The 16,935-nt window shown below is 62.5% G+C and carries 18 protein-coding genes and 1 tRNA gene; 17 read left to right on the forward strand and 2 right to left on the reverse strand.

The annotated features are described in order from the left end of the window. Positions 1 to 42: 42 nt before the first annotated feature. The 11 genes from kdsD to A6V37_RS05415 all read left to right on the forward strand — a co-directional run bounded on the left by kdsD (position 43) and on the right by A6V37_RS05415 (position 9,468). Positions 43 to 1,026 carry an arabinose 5-phosphate isomerase KdsD gene (gene kdsD, locus A6V37_RS05365; RefSeq protein WP_064285833.1) on the forward strand — a complete coding sequence of 328 codons (984 nt, stop codon included), beginning with the start codon at positions 43 to 45 and terminating at the stop codon, positions 1,024 to 1,026. Beyond that, a complete protein-coding gene (locus A6V37_RS05370; protein ID WP_064266551.1) occupies positions 1,026 to 1,586 on the forward strand; it encodes a KdsC family phosphatase in 561 nt (186 codons plus the stop codon). The genes kdsD and A6V37_RS05370 overlap by 1 nt, the downstream gene beginning before the upstream one ends. Further along, entirely contained in the window at positions 1,583 to 2,191 is a 609-nt protein-coding gene (gene lptC / locus A6V37_RS05375) for an LPS export ABC transporter periplasmic protein LptC (protein WP_064285834.1), read from the forward strand. The genes A6V37_RS05370 and lptC overlap by 4 nt, the downstream gene beginning before the upstream one ends. Before the next feature lie 20 nt (positions 2,192 to 2,211). Further along, positions 2,212 to 2,883, forward strand: coding sequence for a lipopolysaccharide transport periplasmic protein LptA (gene lptA, locus A6V37_RS05380; protein WP_064266555.1), 672 nt, complete (start codon positions 2,212 to 2,214; stop codon positions 2,881 to 2,883). Continuing rightward, positions 2,880 to 3,665 carry an LPS export ABC transporter ATP-binding protein gene (lptB, locus tag A6V37_RS05385; protein ID WP_064266556.1) on the forward strand — a complete coding sequence of 262 codons (786 nt, stop codon included), beginning with the start codon at positions 2,880 to 2,882 and terminating at the stop codon, positions 3,663 to 3,665. Before lptA ends, lptB begins: the two co-directional genes overlap by 4 nt. A 186-nt stretch (positions 3,666 to 3,851) precedes the next feature. Beyond that, positions 3,852 to 5,366, forward strand: a complete 1,515-nt coding sequence (locus A6V37_RS05390) for an RNA polymerase factor sigma-54 (protein ID WP_064266558.1) — start codon at positions 3,852 to 3,854, stop codon at positions 5,364 to 5,366. 170 nt (positions 5,367 to 5,536) lie between these two features. Further along, positions 5,537 to 5,893, forward strand: coding sequence for a ribosome hibernation-promoting factor, HPF/YfiA family (hpf, locus tag A6V37_RS05395; RefSeq protein ID WP_064266560.1), 357 nt, complete (start codon positions 5,537 to 5,539; stop codon positions 5,891 to 5,893). A gap of 285 nt (positions 5,894 to 6,178) precedes the next feature. Continuing rightward, entirely contained in the window at positions 6,179 to 6,694 is a 516-nt protein-coding gene (locus A6V37_RS05400) for a PTS sugar transporter subunit IIA (RefSeq protein ID WP_075643419.1), read from the forward strand. A 142-nt stretch (positions 6,695 to 6,836) separates the two neighbouring features. Beyond that, positions 6,837 to 7,805: an HPr(Ser) kinase/phosphatase gene (gene hprK, locus A6V37_RS05405; protein ID WP_064266564.1), complete on the forward strand. Its 969-nt coding sequence runs from the start codon at positions 6,837 to 6,839 to the stop codon at positions 7,803 to 7,805. 97 nt (positions 7,806 to 7,902) lie between these two features. Continuing rightward, positions 7,903 to 8,796, forward strand: coding sequence for an RNase adapter RapZ (rapZ, locus tag A6V37_RS05410; protein WP_064267166.1), 894 nt, complete (start codon positions 7,903 to 7,905; stop codon positions 8,794 to 8,796). A 39-nt stretch (positions 8,797 to 8,835) separates the two neighbouring features. After that, positions 8,836 to 9,468 carry an LON peptidase substrate-binding domain-containing protein gene (locus A6V37_RS05415; RefSeq protein WP_064285835.1) on the forward strand — a complete coding sequence of 211 codons (633 nt, stop codon included), beginning with the start codon at positions 8,836 to 8,838 and terminating at the stop codon, positions 9,466 to 9,468. 26 nt (positions 9,469 to 9,494) lie between these two features. Here the strand turns inward: A6V37_RS05415 and mutY are convergent, their stop codons facing one another. After that, positions 9,495 to 10,622: an A/G-specific adenine glycosylase gene (mutY, locus tag A6V37_RS05420; protein WP_207547594.1), complete on the reverse strand. Its 1,128-nt coding sequence runs from the start codon at positions 10,620 to 10,622 to the stop codon at positions 9,495 to 9,497. A 7-nt stretch (positions 10,623 to 10,629) separates the two neighbouring features. Then, positions 10,630 to 11,460, reverse strand: a complete 831-nt coding sequence (mutM, locus tag A6V37_RS05425; RefSeq protein WP_064266570.1) for a bifunctional DNA-formamidopyrimidine glycosylase/DNA-(apurinic or apyrimidinic site) lyase — start codon at positions 11,458 to 11,460, stop codon at positions 10,630 to 10,632. A gap of 87 nt (positions 11,461 to 11,547) precedes the next feature. Here mutM and A6V37_RS05430 point away from each other — a divergent pair, with 87 nt between their 5' ends. The 6 genes from A6V37_RS05430 to A6V37_RS05455 all read left to right on the forward strand — a co-directional run bounded on the left by A6V37_RS05430 (position 11,548) and on the right by A6V37_RS05455 (position 16,874). After that, positions 11,548 to 13,389: a tetratricopeptide repeat protein gene (locus tag A6V37_RS05430; protein WP_064285836.1), complete on the forward strand. Its 1,842-nt coding sequence runs from the start codon at positions 11,548 to 11,550 to the stop codon at positions 13,387 to 13,389. Beyond that, entirely contained in the window at positions 13,389 to 14,021 is a 633-nt protein-coding gene (lolB, locus tag A6V37_RS05435; protein WP_064266574.1) for a lipoprotein insertase outer membrane protein LolB, read from the forward strand. Before A6V37_RS05430 ends, lolB begins: the two co-directional genes overlap by 1 nt. Positions 14,022 to 14,085: 64 nt before the next feature. Next, positions 14,086 to 14,967: a 4-(cytidine 5'-diphospho)-2-C-methyl-D-erythritol kinase gene (gene ispE, locus A6V37_RS05440; RefSeq protein WP_064266576.1), complete on the forward strand. Its 882-nt coding sequence runs from the start codon at positions 14,086 to 14,088 to the stop codon at positions 14,965 to 14,967. Between the two features lie 52 nt (positions 14,968 to 15,019). Then, positions 15,020 to 15,096 (forward strand) — tRNA-Gln (locus A6V37_RS05445). Between the two features lie 46 nt (positions 15,097 to 15,142). Beyond that, positions 15,143 to 16,099 carry a ribose-phosphate pyrophosphokinase gene (locus A6V37_RS05450; protein WP_064266578.1) on the forward strand — a complete coding sequence of 319 codons (957 nt, stop codon included), beginning with the start codon at positions 15,143 to 15,145 and terminating at the stop codon, positions 16,097 to 16,099. Positions 16,100 to 16,259: 160 nt separating this feature from the next. Next, the gene (locus tag A6V37_RS05455; RefSeq protein ID WP_064266580.1) at positions 16,260 to 16,874 is read left to right on the forward strand and encodes a 50S ribosomal protein L25/general stress protein Ctc; all 615 of its coding nucleotides are present in this window, start codon (positions 16,260 to 16,262) and stop codon (positions 16,872 to 16,874) included. Positions 16,875 to 16,935: the final 61 nt, after the last annotated feature.

A 16,935-nucleotide genomic window follows, 5' to 3' on the forward strand; every position in this document is an offset into this window, starting at 1 on the left:
AGGCCCGGCGCGGCGAACAGGCGCCTTTGCTATACTTCGCGAATGATAGCGAAAATCAATGGCGATCGGGCACTCACGCTCGCTCGTGACGTGCTCGACATAGAAGCGGACGCCGTGCGCGCGCTTCGCGATCAACTCGACGATGGTTTCGTCGGGGCGGTCGATTTCATCCTGGGTTGCAGTGGGCGCGTTGTCGTCTCCGGCATCGGCAAATCCGGCCACGTGGCCCGCAAGCTCGCGGCCACGCTCGCCAGCACCGGCACACCCGCGTTTTTTGTTCACCCTGCGGAAGCCAGCCACGGCGACCTCGGCATGGTCACCGCCGACGACGTCTTCCTCGCGCTGTCCAATTCCGGTGAAACCGAAGAGCTCGTGGCGATCCTGCCGCTCATCAAGCGGCTCGGGGCGAAGCTGATTGCCATGACGGGCCGTCCGTCTTCGAGTCTCGCACAACTGGCCGACGTGCACCTGAATTCCGGCGTGGCAAAAGAAGCCTGCCCGATGAATCTTGCGCCCACCGCCAGCACAACCGCCGCGCTCGCGCTCGGCGACGCGCTCGCGGTCGCGGTGCTCGACGCGCGCGGCTTCGGCCGCGACGACTTCGCCCGCTCGCACCCGGGTGGCGCGCTCGGCCGGCGTCTGCTCACTTATGTGCGCGACGTGATGCGCACCGGCGAACAGGTGCCGAAGGTCACGCCTGACGCAACCGTGCGCGACGCGCTGTTCCAGCTGACCGCCAAGCGCATGGGCATGACCGCGATCGTCGATCACGACGACCGCGTAACCGGCATTTTCACCGACGGCGACTTGCGCCGCGTGCTCGAGCGCGACGGCGACTTCCGCGCGCTGTCGATCGCGTCGGTCATGACCGCCGGCCCGCGCACCATCGGCCCGGACCAGCTCGCTGTGGAAGCCGTGGAACTGATGGAGCGCCACCGTATCAATCAGATGCTGGTCGTCGACGAAGCAGGCAAACTGATCGGCGCACTCAACATGCACGACCTGTTCTCGAAGAAGGTGATCTGATGGCCATCGCCCCCCTTACCGCCACCGAACGCGCGAGCCGCGTGAAGCTGATGATTTTCGACGTCGACGGCGTGCTGACCGACGGCGGCCTGCTGTTCACGGCGGAAGGCGACACGATGAAGGGCTTCAACTCGCTGGACGGCCACGGCATGAAGCTGCTGCGCGAAGCCGGCATCGAGACGGCGATCATCACCGGGCGCAAGTCGGGCATCGTGGCGGCGCGGGCGAAAGAAATGAACATCACGCACGTCTATCAGGGCGTGCAGGACAAACCTCAGGCATTCGCCGACCTGCTGCGTCAGACCGGTCTGACGGCGGAAGAATGCGGCTATATGGGCGACGACTGGGTCGATCTCGGCGTGATGCTGAAGGTCGGCTTCGCGGCGGCGCCGGCCAATTCGCATCCTGAAGTGATTGCGCGGGCCCATTGGGTCAGCGAGGCGCGCGGCGGCTATGGCGCTGCGCGCGAGGTCTGCGACGCGCTGTTGCGCGCCCAGCACAAGTACGAGGCGCTGCTCGCGGCCGCCTGTAGCGGCGAACAGCGGGGCCTCGTCGGATGAATCAATTTCGCTTGACTTCCCTGATTCCGCTGGTTGCCATGGCCGCGCTCGCCGGCATCACGTGGTGGCTGCTGCAAGCCACCCTGCCCCGGCAGAACGAAGGCGTGGTGCGCCCCAAGGAGCACACGCCGGACTATTTCGCCGACAGCTTCTCGGTTTCGGAACTCGATCAGTCGGGCGCGACGCAATACCGCCTGACCGCCCAGTCGCTGATCCACTACGAAGACGACGAACTGAGCGACCTGGTCAAGCCGGCCATGCGCGCGTTCCAGCCCGGTAAACCGGTCGTCACGGCAACCGGCGACACTGGCACGGTGAACGGCGACGCTTCCATCGTCAATCTGTACGGCAACGCTCGCATCCTGCGGGCACCCGGCAACGGCGCTCCGCAGATGCAAGCGGATTCCCAGCATTTTAGGGTGCTAGTCAACGACGATGTGATCGAGACCGAAAAGCCGGTTAAACTTCAGCGCGGCCTGTCGGTGATGACCGCCAGCGGCATGAACTACAACAACGTCACCCGGGTGATGCAGTTGTTCGGCAACGTGAAAGGCGCGATCGCCGCCTCCGACGCCGGCGGCAGCTCGCCCAAGCAACCCGGGTAATCCATTCCAGGCGTGACTGCATGAACGAATCGTTCCCCCGTTTTGATACCGGCCGCTCGCGCTCCCTGCCTGCGTGGCGCGCCGGACTCGCCGCGCTGATGGTCGCGTTGCCGCTGGCCGGCTTCGCGCCGCTCGCGCACGCGGACCGTGCTGACAAGGACAAGCCGCTGAACGTCGAAGCGGACAACATGACTTACGACGACCTCAAGCAGGTCAACATCTTCACCGGCCACGTGGTCGCCACCAAAGGCACGATCGTGATCAAGGCCGACCGCGTCGAAGTGACGCAAGACCCGCAGGGCTACCAGTACGCCACCGGCACCTCGAGCGGCGGCAATCTGTCGTATTTCCGCCAGAAGCGCGAAGGCCTCGACGAATACATCGAGGGCACGGCCATCCGTATCGACTATGACGGCAAGCAGGACCTGACCACGCTCACCACCAACGCCACCGTGAAGCGCCTGCAAGGCCTGTCCACGGTGATGGACCAGGTGCACGGCAGCGTCATCACGTATGACGGTCAGAGCGACTTCTACACCGCGAAGGCAGGCAAGGACGTTGCCGGCCCGGGCAATCCGACTGGCCGTGTGCGCGCCATGCTGGCGCCGCGCAATGGCGGCGCCGTGCCGCTGAACGGCGGGCCGGCCACGCTCGCGCCGTCCTCGTCGATCCCGGGAGCGCCGAACCAGTGAGCAATTCCGCGTCCCTCCCCAATCGCAAGCCGGCCGGCACCAGCAGTTCACTGGTGGTGCGCAACCTGAAGAAGCGTTATGGCTCGCGCACGGTCGTCAAAGACGTGTCGCTCGACGTGAAAAGCGGTGAAGTGGTCGGCCTGCTCGGCCCCAACGGCGCCGGCAAGACCACTTCGTTCTATATGATCGTCGGCCTCGTGCCGCTCGACGCGGGCGAAATCGACCTGGACGGCAAGTCGATCAGCCTGCTGCCGATCCATAAGCGCGCTTCGCTCGGCTTGTCGTATCTGCCGCAGGAAGCCTCGGTGTTCCGCAAGCTCAGCGTCGAAGAAAACATTCGCGCCGTGCTGGAGCTGCAACATGAGGACAACGGCAAGCGGCTTAGCAAAGACACCATCACGGCCCGCACCGAAGCCTTGCTCGACGAGCTGCAAATTGCGCATTTGCGCGAGAATCCGGCCCTGTCGCTGTCGGGCGGCGAACGGCGCCGGGTTGAAATTGCGCGTGCTCTGGCCACCAATCCGAGCTTTATTCTGCTCGACGAGCCGTTCGCGGGCGTCGATCCGATCGCCGTGCTGGAAATCCAGAAGATCGTCAAATTCCTGAAGCAGCGCAATATCGGCGTCCTGATCACCGATCACAACGTGCGCGAGACGCTCGGCATCTGCGATCACGCGTACATCATCAGCGACGGTTCAGTGCTGGCCGCCGGCGCGCCGAGCGAAATCATCGAAAACGAAAGCGTGCGGCGCGTCTATCTGGGCGAGCACTTCCGCATGTAAGTACACAAGGGATTCCCGGCGGCGCGCTCGCGCACCCGCCGGCTCCCTTTGCGCGCAACGCACATCCGGTTGTCTAGCCTGGTCCGTATCGCGTCCAGCGCCGACGAAAAGCGGCGCACGCGTAATTGCGCATGTCGCAAGGTATCGCGGTCGTGGCAAACTCTCTACAATGAAATTCAAATTGCCATGAAAGCCAGCCTCCAACTCCGCCTATCGCAGCATCTTGCGCTGACACCGCAACTGCAGCAGTCCATCCGGCTGCTTCAGCTGTCTACGCTCGAACTGCAGCAGGAAGTCGCAACGGCGATCTCGCAGAATCCGCTCCTCGAAACCGAGGACGACTGGATCGCGAGCCCGCTGCGCGTGGCGGCTGACGGCTCCGTGATCGCCCAGACGCCCAATTCCGCCCCTCCGCCCGACCAGATGGGCGGCAATTCGGCCTCGTCGTCGAGCAGCAGCGAGCGCGCCGAGAACGGCGAGCCGCAGGGGGTGGACGAGTACAACGGCCTCTCGGGCGACGGCAACAGCGACGCGTCGCAATGGAATCTGGACGACTACGGCCGTAGCGGCAATGCTTCGGACGACGACGATCTGCCGCCACTGCAAATCCACGAATCGAGCACCTCGCTGCGCGACCACCTGATGGCGCAATTGCGCGTGACCCAGGCGGGACAACGCGACCGGGCGCTGATCACCTTCCTGATCGAATCGCTCGACGACGACGGCTACCTGGCGGCCACCCTGGAAGAAGTGCTGGCCGACTTACCCGAAGAACTCGAGGTCGACCTCGACGAAATGAACGCGGCGCTCGCGTTGCTGCACAGCTTCGACCCGGCCGGGGTCGGCGCCCGGTCCGCATCGGAATGTCTCAAGCTGCAATTGGTGAGGCTCGACTCGTCGCCCACGCGCACGCTGGCGCTCGAGATTGTCGCCCATCATCTGGAACTACTCGCGGCACGCGATTTCACGCGGCTGCGCAAGCATCTGAAGGCCAACGACGACGATCTGCGCGACGCGCATGTGCTGATCCGCTCGCTCGAACCCTTCCCCGGCGCTGCTTACGGCAAAGCGGAAGCGGACTACGTCGTGCCGGACATCATGGTGCGCAAGACGGCGCAGGGCTGGCAGGCGGAGCTGAACCCGGAAGTGGTGCCGAAGCTGCGCATCAACCACCTGTACGCCAATATTCTGCGCAATAACCGGGGTGACCCGGGTAGCGGTTCGTTGCGCCAGCAACTGCAGGAAGCACGCTGGCTGATCAAAAACATCCAGCAGCGGTTCGAAACAATCCTCCGGGTCGCGCAGGCTATTGTCGAGCGTCAAAAGAGCTTTTTCGTGCACGGCGAAATTGCCATGCGCCCCTTGGTTTTGCGAGAAATTGCTGATACGCTGGGCCTACACGAGTCAACTGTCTCGCGTGTGACAACCGGTAAATACATGCTGACCCCATTCGGGACGCTTGAATTTAAGTACTTCTTCGGATCACACGTATCGACTGACACGGGCGGCGCGGCGTCCTCAACGGCCATTCGCGCGCTCATCAAGCAACTGATAGGAGCGGAAAACCCGAAATCTCCTCTTTCAGACAGTCGCATAGCCGAATTGCTGGCGGAACAGGGCTTCGTGGTCGCGCGGCGTACCGTTGCGAAGTATCGCGAAGCACTCAAGATCCCGGCAGTCAACCTGCGCAAGTCTCTGTAGCCCGTCGCCTTCCGTGGCGGGCATTTACCGGCCGCTCCGCAGTTGGCGGACAGGCTGGCCGATGCGACCTGCCAGAAGTCAGTCACCGGGGGGCGACTCAGGCAAGCCGACAGATCGACCGGACCTCTGTCATCGTGCGGACCAAGCGGCCATTAGCTTGGAGAAGCACTATGAATCTGCAGATCAGTGGACACCACCTCGAAGTTACGCCAGCGTTGCGCGAATACGTGATCTCCAAATTGGATAGGGTGCTAAGACATTTCGATCAGGTCATCGACGGCAGTGTGGTCCTCTCGGTCGACAACCACAAGGAAAAGGAAAAGCGTCAAAAGGTTGAAATCAACCTGCATCTCAAGAGCAAGAATATCTTTGTCGAGAGCTGTGACAGCGATCTTTACGCTGCGATCGATCTGATGATCGACAAGCTCGACCGGCAAGTGATACGCCACAAGGATCGTCTGCAAGGCCATGCGCACGAGGCGATCAAGTATCAACCGGCGCCGCTACTCGACGTGCCGCCGCAATAACGGAAATTAGAAGGTTTTCTTCATTTCCGCTTGATCCCCCGTAGCAGCCAAGCCGCCCGGAACCGGGCGGTTTTTGTTTTCAGACGCCGCTTTCACGCGGCAGCACGGCGCAAAACGACGCTAAAAAACAACCCATCGCGCATTGATGGCGCGCCGCACCATCCACAGCTACCGTGTTCTATAATGTTCCGGTTACCATCGGGGTCAAGCTAGCTCGAACGGAAATCGTCGGCCGGAGTCCTGCGCATTCGGACACCAAAACACATCGCCGTGAGCATCAAACGAATGGATCACCACTCAAACGCCCCTGCGAGGAGAACCCAGGCCACGTTTCCGCCTGCCAACATGAATCGTTTAGCCAAATATCTTCCCCTCGAGAACGTCGTCGTCGGACTATCGGTCACCAGCAAGAAACGCGTGTTCGAGCAAGCGGGCCTGATTTTCGAGAACCAGAACGGCATCGCCCGCAGCACGGTCACCGACAATCTGTTTGCGCGCGAGCGCCTCGGATCAACGGGCCTTGGTGAAGGCGTCGCGATTCCGCATGGCCGGATCAAAGGCTTGAAACAGCCGCTCGCCGCGTTCGTCCGCCTTGCCGAGCCCATCCCCTTCGAATCACCCGACGGCCAGCCGGTCTCGCTGCTGATCTTCCTGCTCGTGCCCGAACAGGCCACCCAGCAGCACCTCGAAATCCTTTCGGAAATCGCCCAATTGCTGTCCGATCGCGAAGCTCGCGAGCGCCTGCACACGGATGAAGACCGCGAATCGTTGCATCGCCTGCTCACTCAGTGGCAACCTTGATGCATCGGCGGTTATCCGCACGCCGTTTATCCGCCTGTCCGGCGCCTGCCGGCACGCGGGTACCGTCTGGCAAAATACGCGATCCGCGCTAGCGCAGCCGTCGCTTCGCCAGGCAAGCGGCCCACACTGGAGTCACTGACTCATGGATACGTCCAGCATCAACGCCCAGAGCATTTTCGACGATAACGCCGCCATGCTGAAGCTGAGCTGGCTGACGGGGCATGAAGGCTGGGAACGCGGCTTTTCTTCGGAATCGGTCGCCAATGCCACGTCGAGCGCTGACCTCGTCGGCCACTTGAACCTGATCCACCCAAATCGGATTCAGGTGCTCGGCGAAGCCGAAATCGACTACTACAAGCGTCAAACCGACGAAGACCGCTCGCGCCACATGGCCGAACTGATCGCGTTGGAGCCACCTTTCCTGGTGGTGGCAGGCGGCGTCGCCGCCCCGCCGGAACTCGTTCTGCGCTGCACCCGCTCGTCCACCCCGCTGTTCACCACGCCCATGTCCGCCGCCGCGGTGATCGACAGCCTGCGCCTCTACATGTCGCGCATTCTCGCGCCGCGCGCCACGCTGCATGGTGTGTTTCTCGACATCCTCGGCATGGGCGTGCTGCTCACCGGCGACTCGGGTCTGGGCAAAAGCGAACTCGGGCTGGAACTGATCAGCCGCGGCCACGGCCTCGTGGCGGACGACGCGGTGGACTTCGTGCGCCTCGGCCCGGACTTTGTCGAAGGGCGCTGCCCGCCGTTGCTGCAGAATCTGCTCGAAGTGCGTGGCCTCGGCCTGCTCGACATCAAGACGATCTTCGGTGAAACCGCGGTGCGCCGGAAAATGAAGCTCAAGCTGATCGTGCAACTCGTACGCCGTCCTGACGGCGAGTTCCAGCGGCTGCCGCTGGAGAGCCAGACCGTCGACGTGCTCGGACTGCCGATCAGCAAAGTCACGATTCAGGTGGCGGCCGGCCGAAACCTCGCGGTGCTGGTCGAAGCGGCCGTGCGCAACACGATCCTGCAATTGCGCGGTATTGATACGCTGCGCGACTTCATGGATCGCCAGCGTCTCGCGATGCAAGACCCCGACAGCCAGTTTCCCGGCAAACTGATCTGAGTCCGCCGCATCCTGCCTCGCCCGCGGCCGACGGCAGGCCGCGGCGCGCGCAAGGGGACTCAGATGCTATGATGAAATGTACGGTTTTGACGACTCCATGCGCATAATCCTGATCACCGGTATATCCGGCTCCGGCAAATCAGTTGCCCTGAACGCGCTTGAAGATGCAGGCTATTACTGCGTCGACAACCTGCCGCCGCGTTTTCTGCCGCAACTGGCCTCCTATCTCGCCGAGGACGGGCACGACCGCCTCGCGGTCGCGATCGATGCGCGCTCGAGCGCCTCGCTCGATGAAATGCCCGCCATGATCCGCGACCTGTCGCGCTCTCACGACGTGCGCGTGCTGTTCCTGAACGCGAGCACGCAGTCGCTGATTCAACGCTTCTCCGAAACACGCCGCCGCCATCCGCTGTCCGGGTCCACCGCCCTCGACGCGGACGTTGGCCTGCTCACCTCGCTCGGGGAGGCGATCGAACGCGAGCGCGAACTCGTGGCGGGGCTTGCCGAATTCGGCCATCAGATCGACACCAGCAACCTGCGCGCAAACGTGCTGCGCGCGTGGGTCAAACGCTTCATCGAGCAGGAGGCGGCGGGCCTCGTGCTGATGTTCGAGTCGTTCGGCTTCAAGCGTGGCGTGCCACTCGACGCGGATTACGTGTTCGACGTCCGCACCTTGCCGAACCCGTACTACGATCATGAGTTGCGGCCGCTCACGGGCCTCGACCAACCGGTGGTAGATTTTCTCGATGCACTGCCGGTCGTGCATGAAATGATCGAAGACATCGAGAAATTTCTCGCCAAATGGCTCCCGCATTTCCGCGATGACAACCGCAGTTATCTGACCGTCGCGATCGGTTGCACGGGTGGCCAACACCGTTCGGTGTTCATTGCGGAGACGCTCGCCGCGCGTCTCGCATCGTCGGCGAATGTCATTGTGCGGCACCGCGATGCGCCGGTGGAAGCCGGCGCGTCATCGAAGCTAGTGGCTTAACCGGCCGCATCGCGCGGCCTCAACTCGAAGCGTTGCGCCATGTCTTCTACTACTGTGCTTGCCGATGTACCGCTGTTTCCGCTGCATACAGTGCTGTTTCCCGACGGACTGCTGCCGTTGAAGATTTTCGAAGCGCGCTATCTCGACATGGCGCGTGATTGCTTGCGTGAAAATGCGCCGTTCGGCGTGTGTCTGCTGAAAAGCGGAGCCGAAGTGGCGCGCGAGCAGGAGCCTTCGGTGCCCGAAGCAGTTGGCTGTCTCGCCGAGATCGCGGAATGCGATGTTGAAGCTTTCGGCATGTTGCTGATCCGCGCGCGCGGCACGCGGCGTTTTCGCCTGCTGTCGCATCGCGTGGAGCCGAGCGGCTTGCTGGTCGGCATGGCGGAACCGCTCGGCGACGACATGCCGCTCGAAGGCAATGAGCAGTTGGCCAAATTCGGCGCCTGCGCTGAGGTGCTCGAACGGATCATCGCGACGATCCGGGAGCGTGACTCGGACAGCTTGCCGTTCGCGGAGCCGTTCAGGCTCGAAGATCCCTCATGGGTGTCGAACCGTCTGGCCGAAGTGCTGCCCATTGCGCTGCGCGCCCGCCAGAAACTGATGGAAATGCTCGACGCCGGCGGGCGGATCGATGTGGTCCATCACTACATGCAGCAGCACCAACTGCTTTGACGGCGACCGCGCGCCTCTCGAACTAATCAGATCAGCGTGCCTTGCAAACTATCCAGCAGTTTGCGCACCGGCGCGGGCACGCCGAACGAATCGAGATCGCTTAGCGGGACCCACGCGGTGCCGGCATCGCCCAGTGCGGCAAATGCGCCTGCGGCACGGTCCAGTTCCGCGAGGCGCGGTTCGATATCCAGCTTGAAATGCGTGAAGACGTGGGTCAGTGGCGCAAGCGGCGAGACCACGCCGGCACCACCGAAGGCACGCAGGCGCTCGGCGAGCGCGGCTTCGTCCGCGGCTTCCGGCAGGCTCCACAAGCCGCCCCAGATGCCCGACGGCGGGCGCTTCTCCAGCATCACCGCGTTGCCATCGCGCAGCACCAGCATCCACGTGCGGCGCGTCGGCACGGCCTTCTTCGGACGCGCCGTGGGCAGCAGGCGCTGACGTCCCGTCACGTTGGCAACGCAGTCGGCGGCGAATGGGCAACGCAGACAATCCGGTTTGCCGCGCACGCACAGCGTTGCGCCGAGGTCCATCAGCCCTTGCGTGTATGCGCTGACATCGGCGTCCGATGCGTTCGACGGCAGCAGCGACTCCGCCAGCGTCCACATCGCGTTTTCAACCTTTTTTTCTCCCGGAAATCCTTCGACGCCGAATACGCGTGCCAGCACGCGCTTCACGTTGCCGTCGAGAATCGTCGCGCGCGCGCCGAAAGCGAAAGACGCAATGGCCGCAGCCGTCGAACGGCCAATGCCCGGCAATTCCGCAAGCGCCTCGACCGATGCCGGAAACGCGCCGCCATGCTGCTCGACCACGACCTGGGCGCAGCGATGCAGATTGCGCGCACGCGTGTAGTAACCGAGCCCGGCCCACAACGCCATCACGTCGTCCGACGGCGCGGCGGCGAGCGCGGCGACAGTCGGGAAGCGCGCCAGAAATTTCGCGTAGTACGGAATCACGGTCGATACCTGCGTCTGCTGCAGCATGATTTCCGACAGCCAGATGCGATACGGGTCGCGCGTGTTCTGCCACAGCAAATCATGACGGCCATGCTGGCGCTGCCATGCGATCAGGCGTGTGGAAAAATCAGACATGACCGGGAAAGCAGGCGCTTCAGGCGCGGCGGACAAAGTTGTGCGCGGAGTTAAACGAGAAGGCATTGACGATTTAGCGCTGGCAGGTGGGACAGAAGTAGGTGGAACGCTGGCCCTGCACGATCTGTTTGACCGGCGTTCCACATACGCGGCACGGCAGTCCCGCGCGATCATAGACGAAATAGTCGAGCTGGAAATAACCGCTCTCGCCATTGCTGCCGACGAAATCCCGCAGCGTGCTGCCGCCCTTTTCGATCGCCGCGGCCAGAGTCACGCGCACGGCGTCCGCCAGCAGTTCGTAGCGCGCGAGCGAAACGCGGCCCGCCGCGGTGGTAGGCCGAATGCCGGCGCGAAACAGGCTCTCCGACGCGTAGATATTGCCCACGCCCACCACGATTTCGCCCGCCAGCAGCACCTGTTTGACCGACACCTTGCGCCCGCGCGTGAGCCGGTGCATCAGCGCGCCGGAGAATGCCGGCGAAAACGGCTCGACGCCGAGGTCCGCGAGGAGCGGATGGCCGAGCACGTCGCCGGCTGTGCGCGGATGCCACAGCACAGCGCCGAAGCGCCGCGGATCGCGATAGCGCAAAATGAAATCGTCGAAGATCCAGTCGATGTGATCGTGCTTCGCCGCCGCCGGCGGATGCGGCACATGACGCAGCACGCGCAGCGTCCCGGTCATGCCAAGGTGCACAATGAACCATCCCGCGTCGATCTCGAACAGCAGGTACTTGCCGCGCCGCTCGACCTTGCGCACCACATGTCCGCGCAAGGTTTTCGCAAGGTCAGCCGGAATCGGCCAGCGCAATGCGGGCGTGCGCACGTCGACGCGCTCAACCTTGCGGCCGGACACATACGGTTCGATTCCCCTTCGGGTAACCTCAACTTCTGGCAACTCTGGCATGTCTGACTGGTCTGCAACTTGCGTTAGTGGTTGTGCGCGTATTGTAGCGAGCGCGTTACAATCGTCCGAAACATTGAACGGATTTCCATGAACTTGTCCTTCGTGAAGCTGTTTTTGAAGCGCCCGGCTAGCGCATCCCGCGTACCGCACGCCGTGTCCGCTCGCCGGATGCTCGGCGCAGCCGCGCTCGCCGTCTGGGCACTGGCCGCCGTGCCCGCGCACGCGCAGGACCCATCGCCGGATTCGGATGACACCTCGGTCACCCTGCCGGACCCGCTCGGCCCGGCCTCGGCGGAGGACCAGAAGGCACTGCCTAACGTGCCGCTGTCGAGCCAGATCGTTTTCCAGGTGCTCGCCGCCGAAGTCGCACTGCAACGCGACCAGCCGGCGCCGGCCTACCAAACCTACCTCGCTCTGGCACGCGACACGCACGACCCGCGCATGGCGCAGCGCGCCACCGAAATCGCGCTAGCGGCGCAAAGCCCGTCGGACGCGTTGGCCGCCGCGCAACTGTGGCAGCAGTATGCGCCGAGTTCGGAACGCGCCGCGCAACTCGACGCGTCGCTGCTCGTGCTGTCCGGCAAGCCTGAAGACGCAGAGCCGATCCTGACCAGCGAACTCGCGAAGGCACCCGCGGACAGCCGCGGCGGCGCGATTCTGGCGCTGCAACTGCTGCTTTCGCGCGGTCCGAACCGGATCGGCGGCCTGCATGTGCTGCAGGACATGCTCAAGAACGACATGAACCGGCCGGAAGCGCAGTTGGCAATCGCTCGTCAACAGTTGCTATCAGACGACGCGCCGGGCGCGCGCAAGTCGCTCGAACAGGCGCTCACGCTCAAGCCCGACTATCTGCCGGCAGCACTGATGCTGTCGCAAATGGGCCCCGAAGAGCGCAAGGAAGGCATCGCCTCGCTCGAGAAGTATGTGCAGCAAAATCCGAAATCGCATGACGCGCGTCTCGCACTCGCGCAAATGTACCTCGCGAGCGACCGTCTTGACGACGCGCAGAAGCAGTTCGAGATCATGCACAAGAACAACGCGAACGACCTGACGCCGCTCATGGCGCTCGCGCTGATCAAGATCCAGCAGAAGAATTTCAACGACGCGCAAACGTACCTGGTCCAGTACGCCCAGCAAGCTGAAAAAACGCCGGGCGCCGATCCAGGCCAGGCGTATATCTACCTTGCGCAACTGTCGCTCGAACAGAAGAACGAAGCGGCCGCGAGCGACTGGCTGAACAAGATTTCGCCGTCGAGCCAGCAATACGTGCCATCGCAGGTCACGCGCGCGCAATTGCTCGCCAAACAAGGCAAGACGGACAACGCCCGCACGCTGCTCGCCGGCCTGCAGGCACCCGACCCGCGCGACCAGGCGCTGATCGCCCGTACCGACGCGGCTATCCTGTTCGACGCGAAGCGCTACCCGGAAGCGGAGAGCCGTCTGCAGGACGCCACGGCGAACTTCCCCGACGATCCCGATCTGACGTACGACTACGCAATGGCCGCCGAGAAGACCGGCCATTACGACATCATGGAAGCGCAGTTGCGCAAGCTGATCCAGACGCAGCCAGACAATCCGCAGGCCTATAACGCGCTCGGCTATTCGCTGGCCGATCGCAATCAGAGGCTTGCCGAAGCGGACAAGCTGGTCGAGAAGGCCTCCGCGCTGGCGCCGAACGACGCGTTCATCATGGACAGTGTCGGCTGGGTCAAATACCGCATGGGCGACACGTCGACGGCAATCAAGCTGCTGCGCAAGGCCTACGACATCCAGCCGAATGCCGAAATCGGCGCGCATCTCGGCGAGGTGTTGTGGAAGAGCGGCGCGCAGGATCAGGCACGCGCAGCCTTCCGCGATGCCCGCAAGCTCGAACCGGACAACGACACGCTCGTCAAAACGCTCCAACGTCTTCAGGTGAACGATCTTTGATGCGTCTTTCCCGTCTGATTTCCTTTCCCCGGGCGCCGCGTAGCGCGACGCTCGGACTCGCGGCGGCAGCGGTTGTAGCATTGGCGGGTTGTGCGTCGGTGAAACCGCAGGGGCCGTCCACGTCGAATGCCGCGACTGCCGTCACCGCCCAGACAAGCCGTGCTTACCAAGGTCGTTTCTCGATTCAGTACAACGATCAGAACGGCCAGCAGCGCAACGCTTACGGCAACTTCACGTGGCAGGAGACCGGCGACACCGTGACCCTGCAACTGCGCAATCCGCTCGGCCAGACGCTGGCGGTGGTCACGTCGTCGCCCGCAACGGCAACGCTCGAACTGCCGAACCGGCAGCCGCTCACCGCGGATAACGTGTCCACGCTGATGCAGAACGCGCTCGGCTTCACGTTGCCGGTCGAAGGGCTGCGTTACTGGTTGCAACCCTCGCCGGCGCCCACCTCGCGCGCAAAGACAGTGAACGATCCGCAGCAACCGTCGCGATTGAAGCAGATCACGCAAGACGGCTGGACGATCGACTACCTGGCCTATGCGGAGGCACCCGCCACCGGCGTCAAGCGCGTCAATCTGAGCCGCTCGGAGCCGCCGCTCGACATCAAACTCGTGCTGGATCAGTAACCCGCGCTTCATTGCGCGGCCTTGCCGCTTCTTCCGCGCCATCTGGCGCATGTTGCCTCGACTCATGATCGAAACGACCGATTCGCTGCGCGATTGCCTCGCGCCAGCGAAACTCAACCTCTTCCTGCACATCACCGGCCGCCGGCCGGATGGTTATCACACGCTGCAAACGGTGTTCCAGTTGCTCGACTGGGGCGACACGCTGCACTTCACTCGACGCGACGACGGACTCATCACGCGCAGCACTGAGATCGCCGACGTTCCGGCGGAGCACGACCTTACCGTGCGCGCTGCAACGCTCCTCAAAACACACACGGGCTCGAGTGAAGGCGTGGATATCGGCATCGACAAGCGTCTGCCGATGGGCGCGGGCCTTGGCGGCGGCAGTTCCGACGCGGCCACAACGCTCCTCGCGTTAAACCGGCTGTGGAAGCTCAATCTGCCCCGGCTCGAATTGCAGGCGCTGGCATTGAAACTCGGGGCCGACGTGCCATTTTTTGTTTTTGGAAAAAATGCGTTCGCTGAGGGTGTCGGAGAGGCTTTAGACGTTGTACAATTGCCGCCGCGCCATTTCCTAGTAGTGACGCCGAGGGTTCATGTTCCGACTGCAGCGATTTTTTCTGAAAAAGCGTTGACAAGAGATTCAAAACCCCTCACAATTACGGACTTTCCTGCAGAACTTAGCTGCAACACTGAATGGCCAGAAAGCTTCGGCCGGAATGACATGCAGCAGGTTGTCGTAGGGAAGTACGCGGAAGTAGCGCAAGTGCTGCGATGGTTTGAAAACGTCGCGCCAGCGCGGATGTCTGGATCAGGTGCAAGTGTTTTTGCAGCGTTCCGTAGTAAAGCTGAAGCAGAAGCGGTGCAAGCCAAACTGCCAGCCGAATGGAACAGTGCAGTGGCCGCAAGTCTCGATCAGCATCCACTCTTTACTTTCGCGTCATAAGTTTTGCATCGTCGAACGAAACTCCACGTTCGGCGGAGCTCAGAGTTAGTGTAGGGGAGTCGCCAAGCTGGTTAAGGCACCGGATTTTGATTCCGGCATGCAAAGGTTCGAATCCTTTCTCCCCTGCCAAAAAATCTCGCATTTCCCCTCGCCCCCAGCCTGAAGTAGGTGCACGATGAGCAGCCATGACGGCCTGATGGTTTTTACTGGCAACGCAAATCCCGCGCTTGCACAGGAAGTCGTCAAAATTCTCGGTATTCCCCTCGGCAAAGCCATGGTTAGCCGTTTCTCGGACGGTGAAATCCAAGTCGAGATTCAGGAAAACGTGCGCGGCAAGGATGTCTTCGTCCTGCAGTCCACGTGCGCGCCGGCGAACGACAATCTGATGGAACTGATGATCATGGTCGACGCGCTCAAGCGCGCATCGGCCGGCCGGATCACCGCAGCCATCCCCTACTTCGGTTATGCGCGTCAAGATCGCCGCCCGCGTTCCGCGCGCGTCGCCATCTCGGCGAAGATCGTCGCGAACATGCTGGAAATCGCCGGCGTCGAGCGGATCATTACGATGGATCTGCACGCTGACCAGATTCAAGGCTTTTTCGACATCCCGGTCGACAACATCTACGCAACGCCCGTGCTGCTCGGCGATCTGCGCAAGCAGAACTACGAGAACCTGCTGGTCGTTTCGCCAGACGTCGGTGGCGTGGTGCGTGCCCGTGCATTGGCCAAACAGCTGAATTGCGATCTCGCGATCATCGACAAACGCCGCCCGAAGGCGAACGTTGCCGAAGTGATGAACATCATCGGTGAAGTCGAAGGCCGTACCTGCGTGATCATGGACGACATGGTCGACACCGCCGGCACGCTCTGCAAGGCAGCTCAGGTTTTGAAGGAACGCGGTGCGAAGCAGGTGTTCGCTTACGCTACCCACCCGGTTCTGTCGGGTGGCGCAGGCGAGCGTATCGCAGCGTCCGCGCTCGACGAACTCGTTGTCACGGACACGATCCCGCTCGGCAACGAAGCGCGCTCGTGCGCCAAGATCCGTTCGCTGTCCAGCGCCGGTCTGCTCGCCGAAACGTTCTCGCGGATTCGCCGCGGCGATTCGGTGATGTCGCTGTTTGCTGAAAGTTAAGTATTTGCGAAGGCGCGGCGCATCGCATTGATGCGCCGCGCTTTTGCACAATCGGCATGAACGAACGAAGGTTCGTGCCGCAGCTCTGGGGCCTCAGCCAGAATGGCTTGGAGGCCCCGTTTTTACTGCCTGGTCGCGGGCAGTGCATTGGAGATTCAATATGAAAGTAGTCGCTTTCGAGCGTTCCTTGCAAGGTACGGGTGCGAGCCGCCGCCTGCGTAACTCGGGCAAGACCCCGGGCATCGTATATGGCGCTGGTGCAGACACGCAATTGGTCGAACTGGACCACAACGCGCTGTGGCACGCGCTGAAGAAAGAAGTTTTCCACTCGTCGATTCTCGACCTGGAAGTGGGCGGCAAGTCGCAACAGGTTCTGCTGCGCGACGTGCAATACCACCCGTTCCGTCAGCTCGTGCTGCACGTGGACTTCCAACGTGTCGACGCGAAGAAGAAGCTGCACACCAAGGTGCCGCTGCACTTCATGAACCAGGAATCGAACCCGGCAGTCAAGCTGTCGAGCGCGATCATCTCGCACGTCGTCAATGAACTGGAAATCGAGTGCCTGCCTGCGGCACTGCCGGAATTCATCGAAGTCGACCTGGCGAAGATCGAAGCGGGTCAATCGGTTCACGCGAAGGACATCGCGCTGCCGGCAGGTGTCTCGCTGGTTGCTCACGTCGAAGCAGAAAACCCGGTCGTCGCATCGGCAACGATCCCGGCTGGTGCAATCGCTGAAGGCGAAGCTGCTGCTGAAGGCGAAACGCCGGCTGCTTAATAGCGACTCAGGCGCAAAACAAGTAATCCTCTCGATCCGTTTCAATGAAACGGTCGACGTG

Origin of the sequence: Paraburkholderia ginsengiterrae (genome assembly GCF_001645125.1) — a bacterium.
GTDB classification, from domain to species: domain Bacteria; phylum Pseudomonadota; class Gammaproteobacteria; order Burkholderiales; family Burkholderiaceae; genus Paraburkholderia; species Paraburkholderia ginsengiterrae.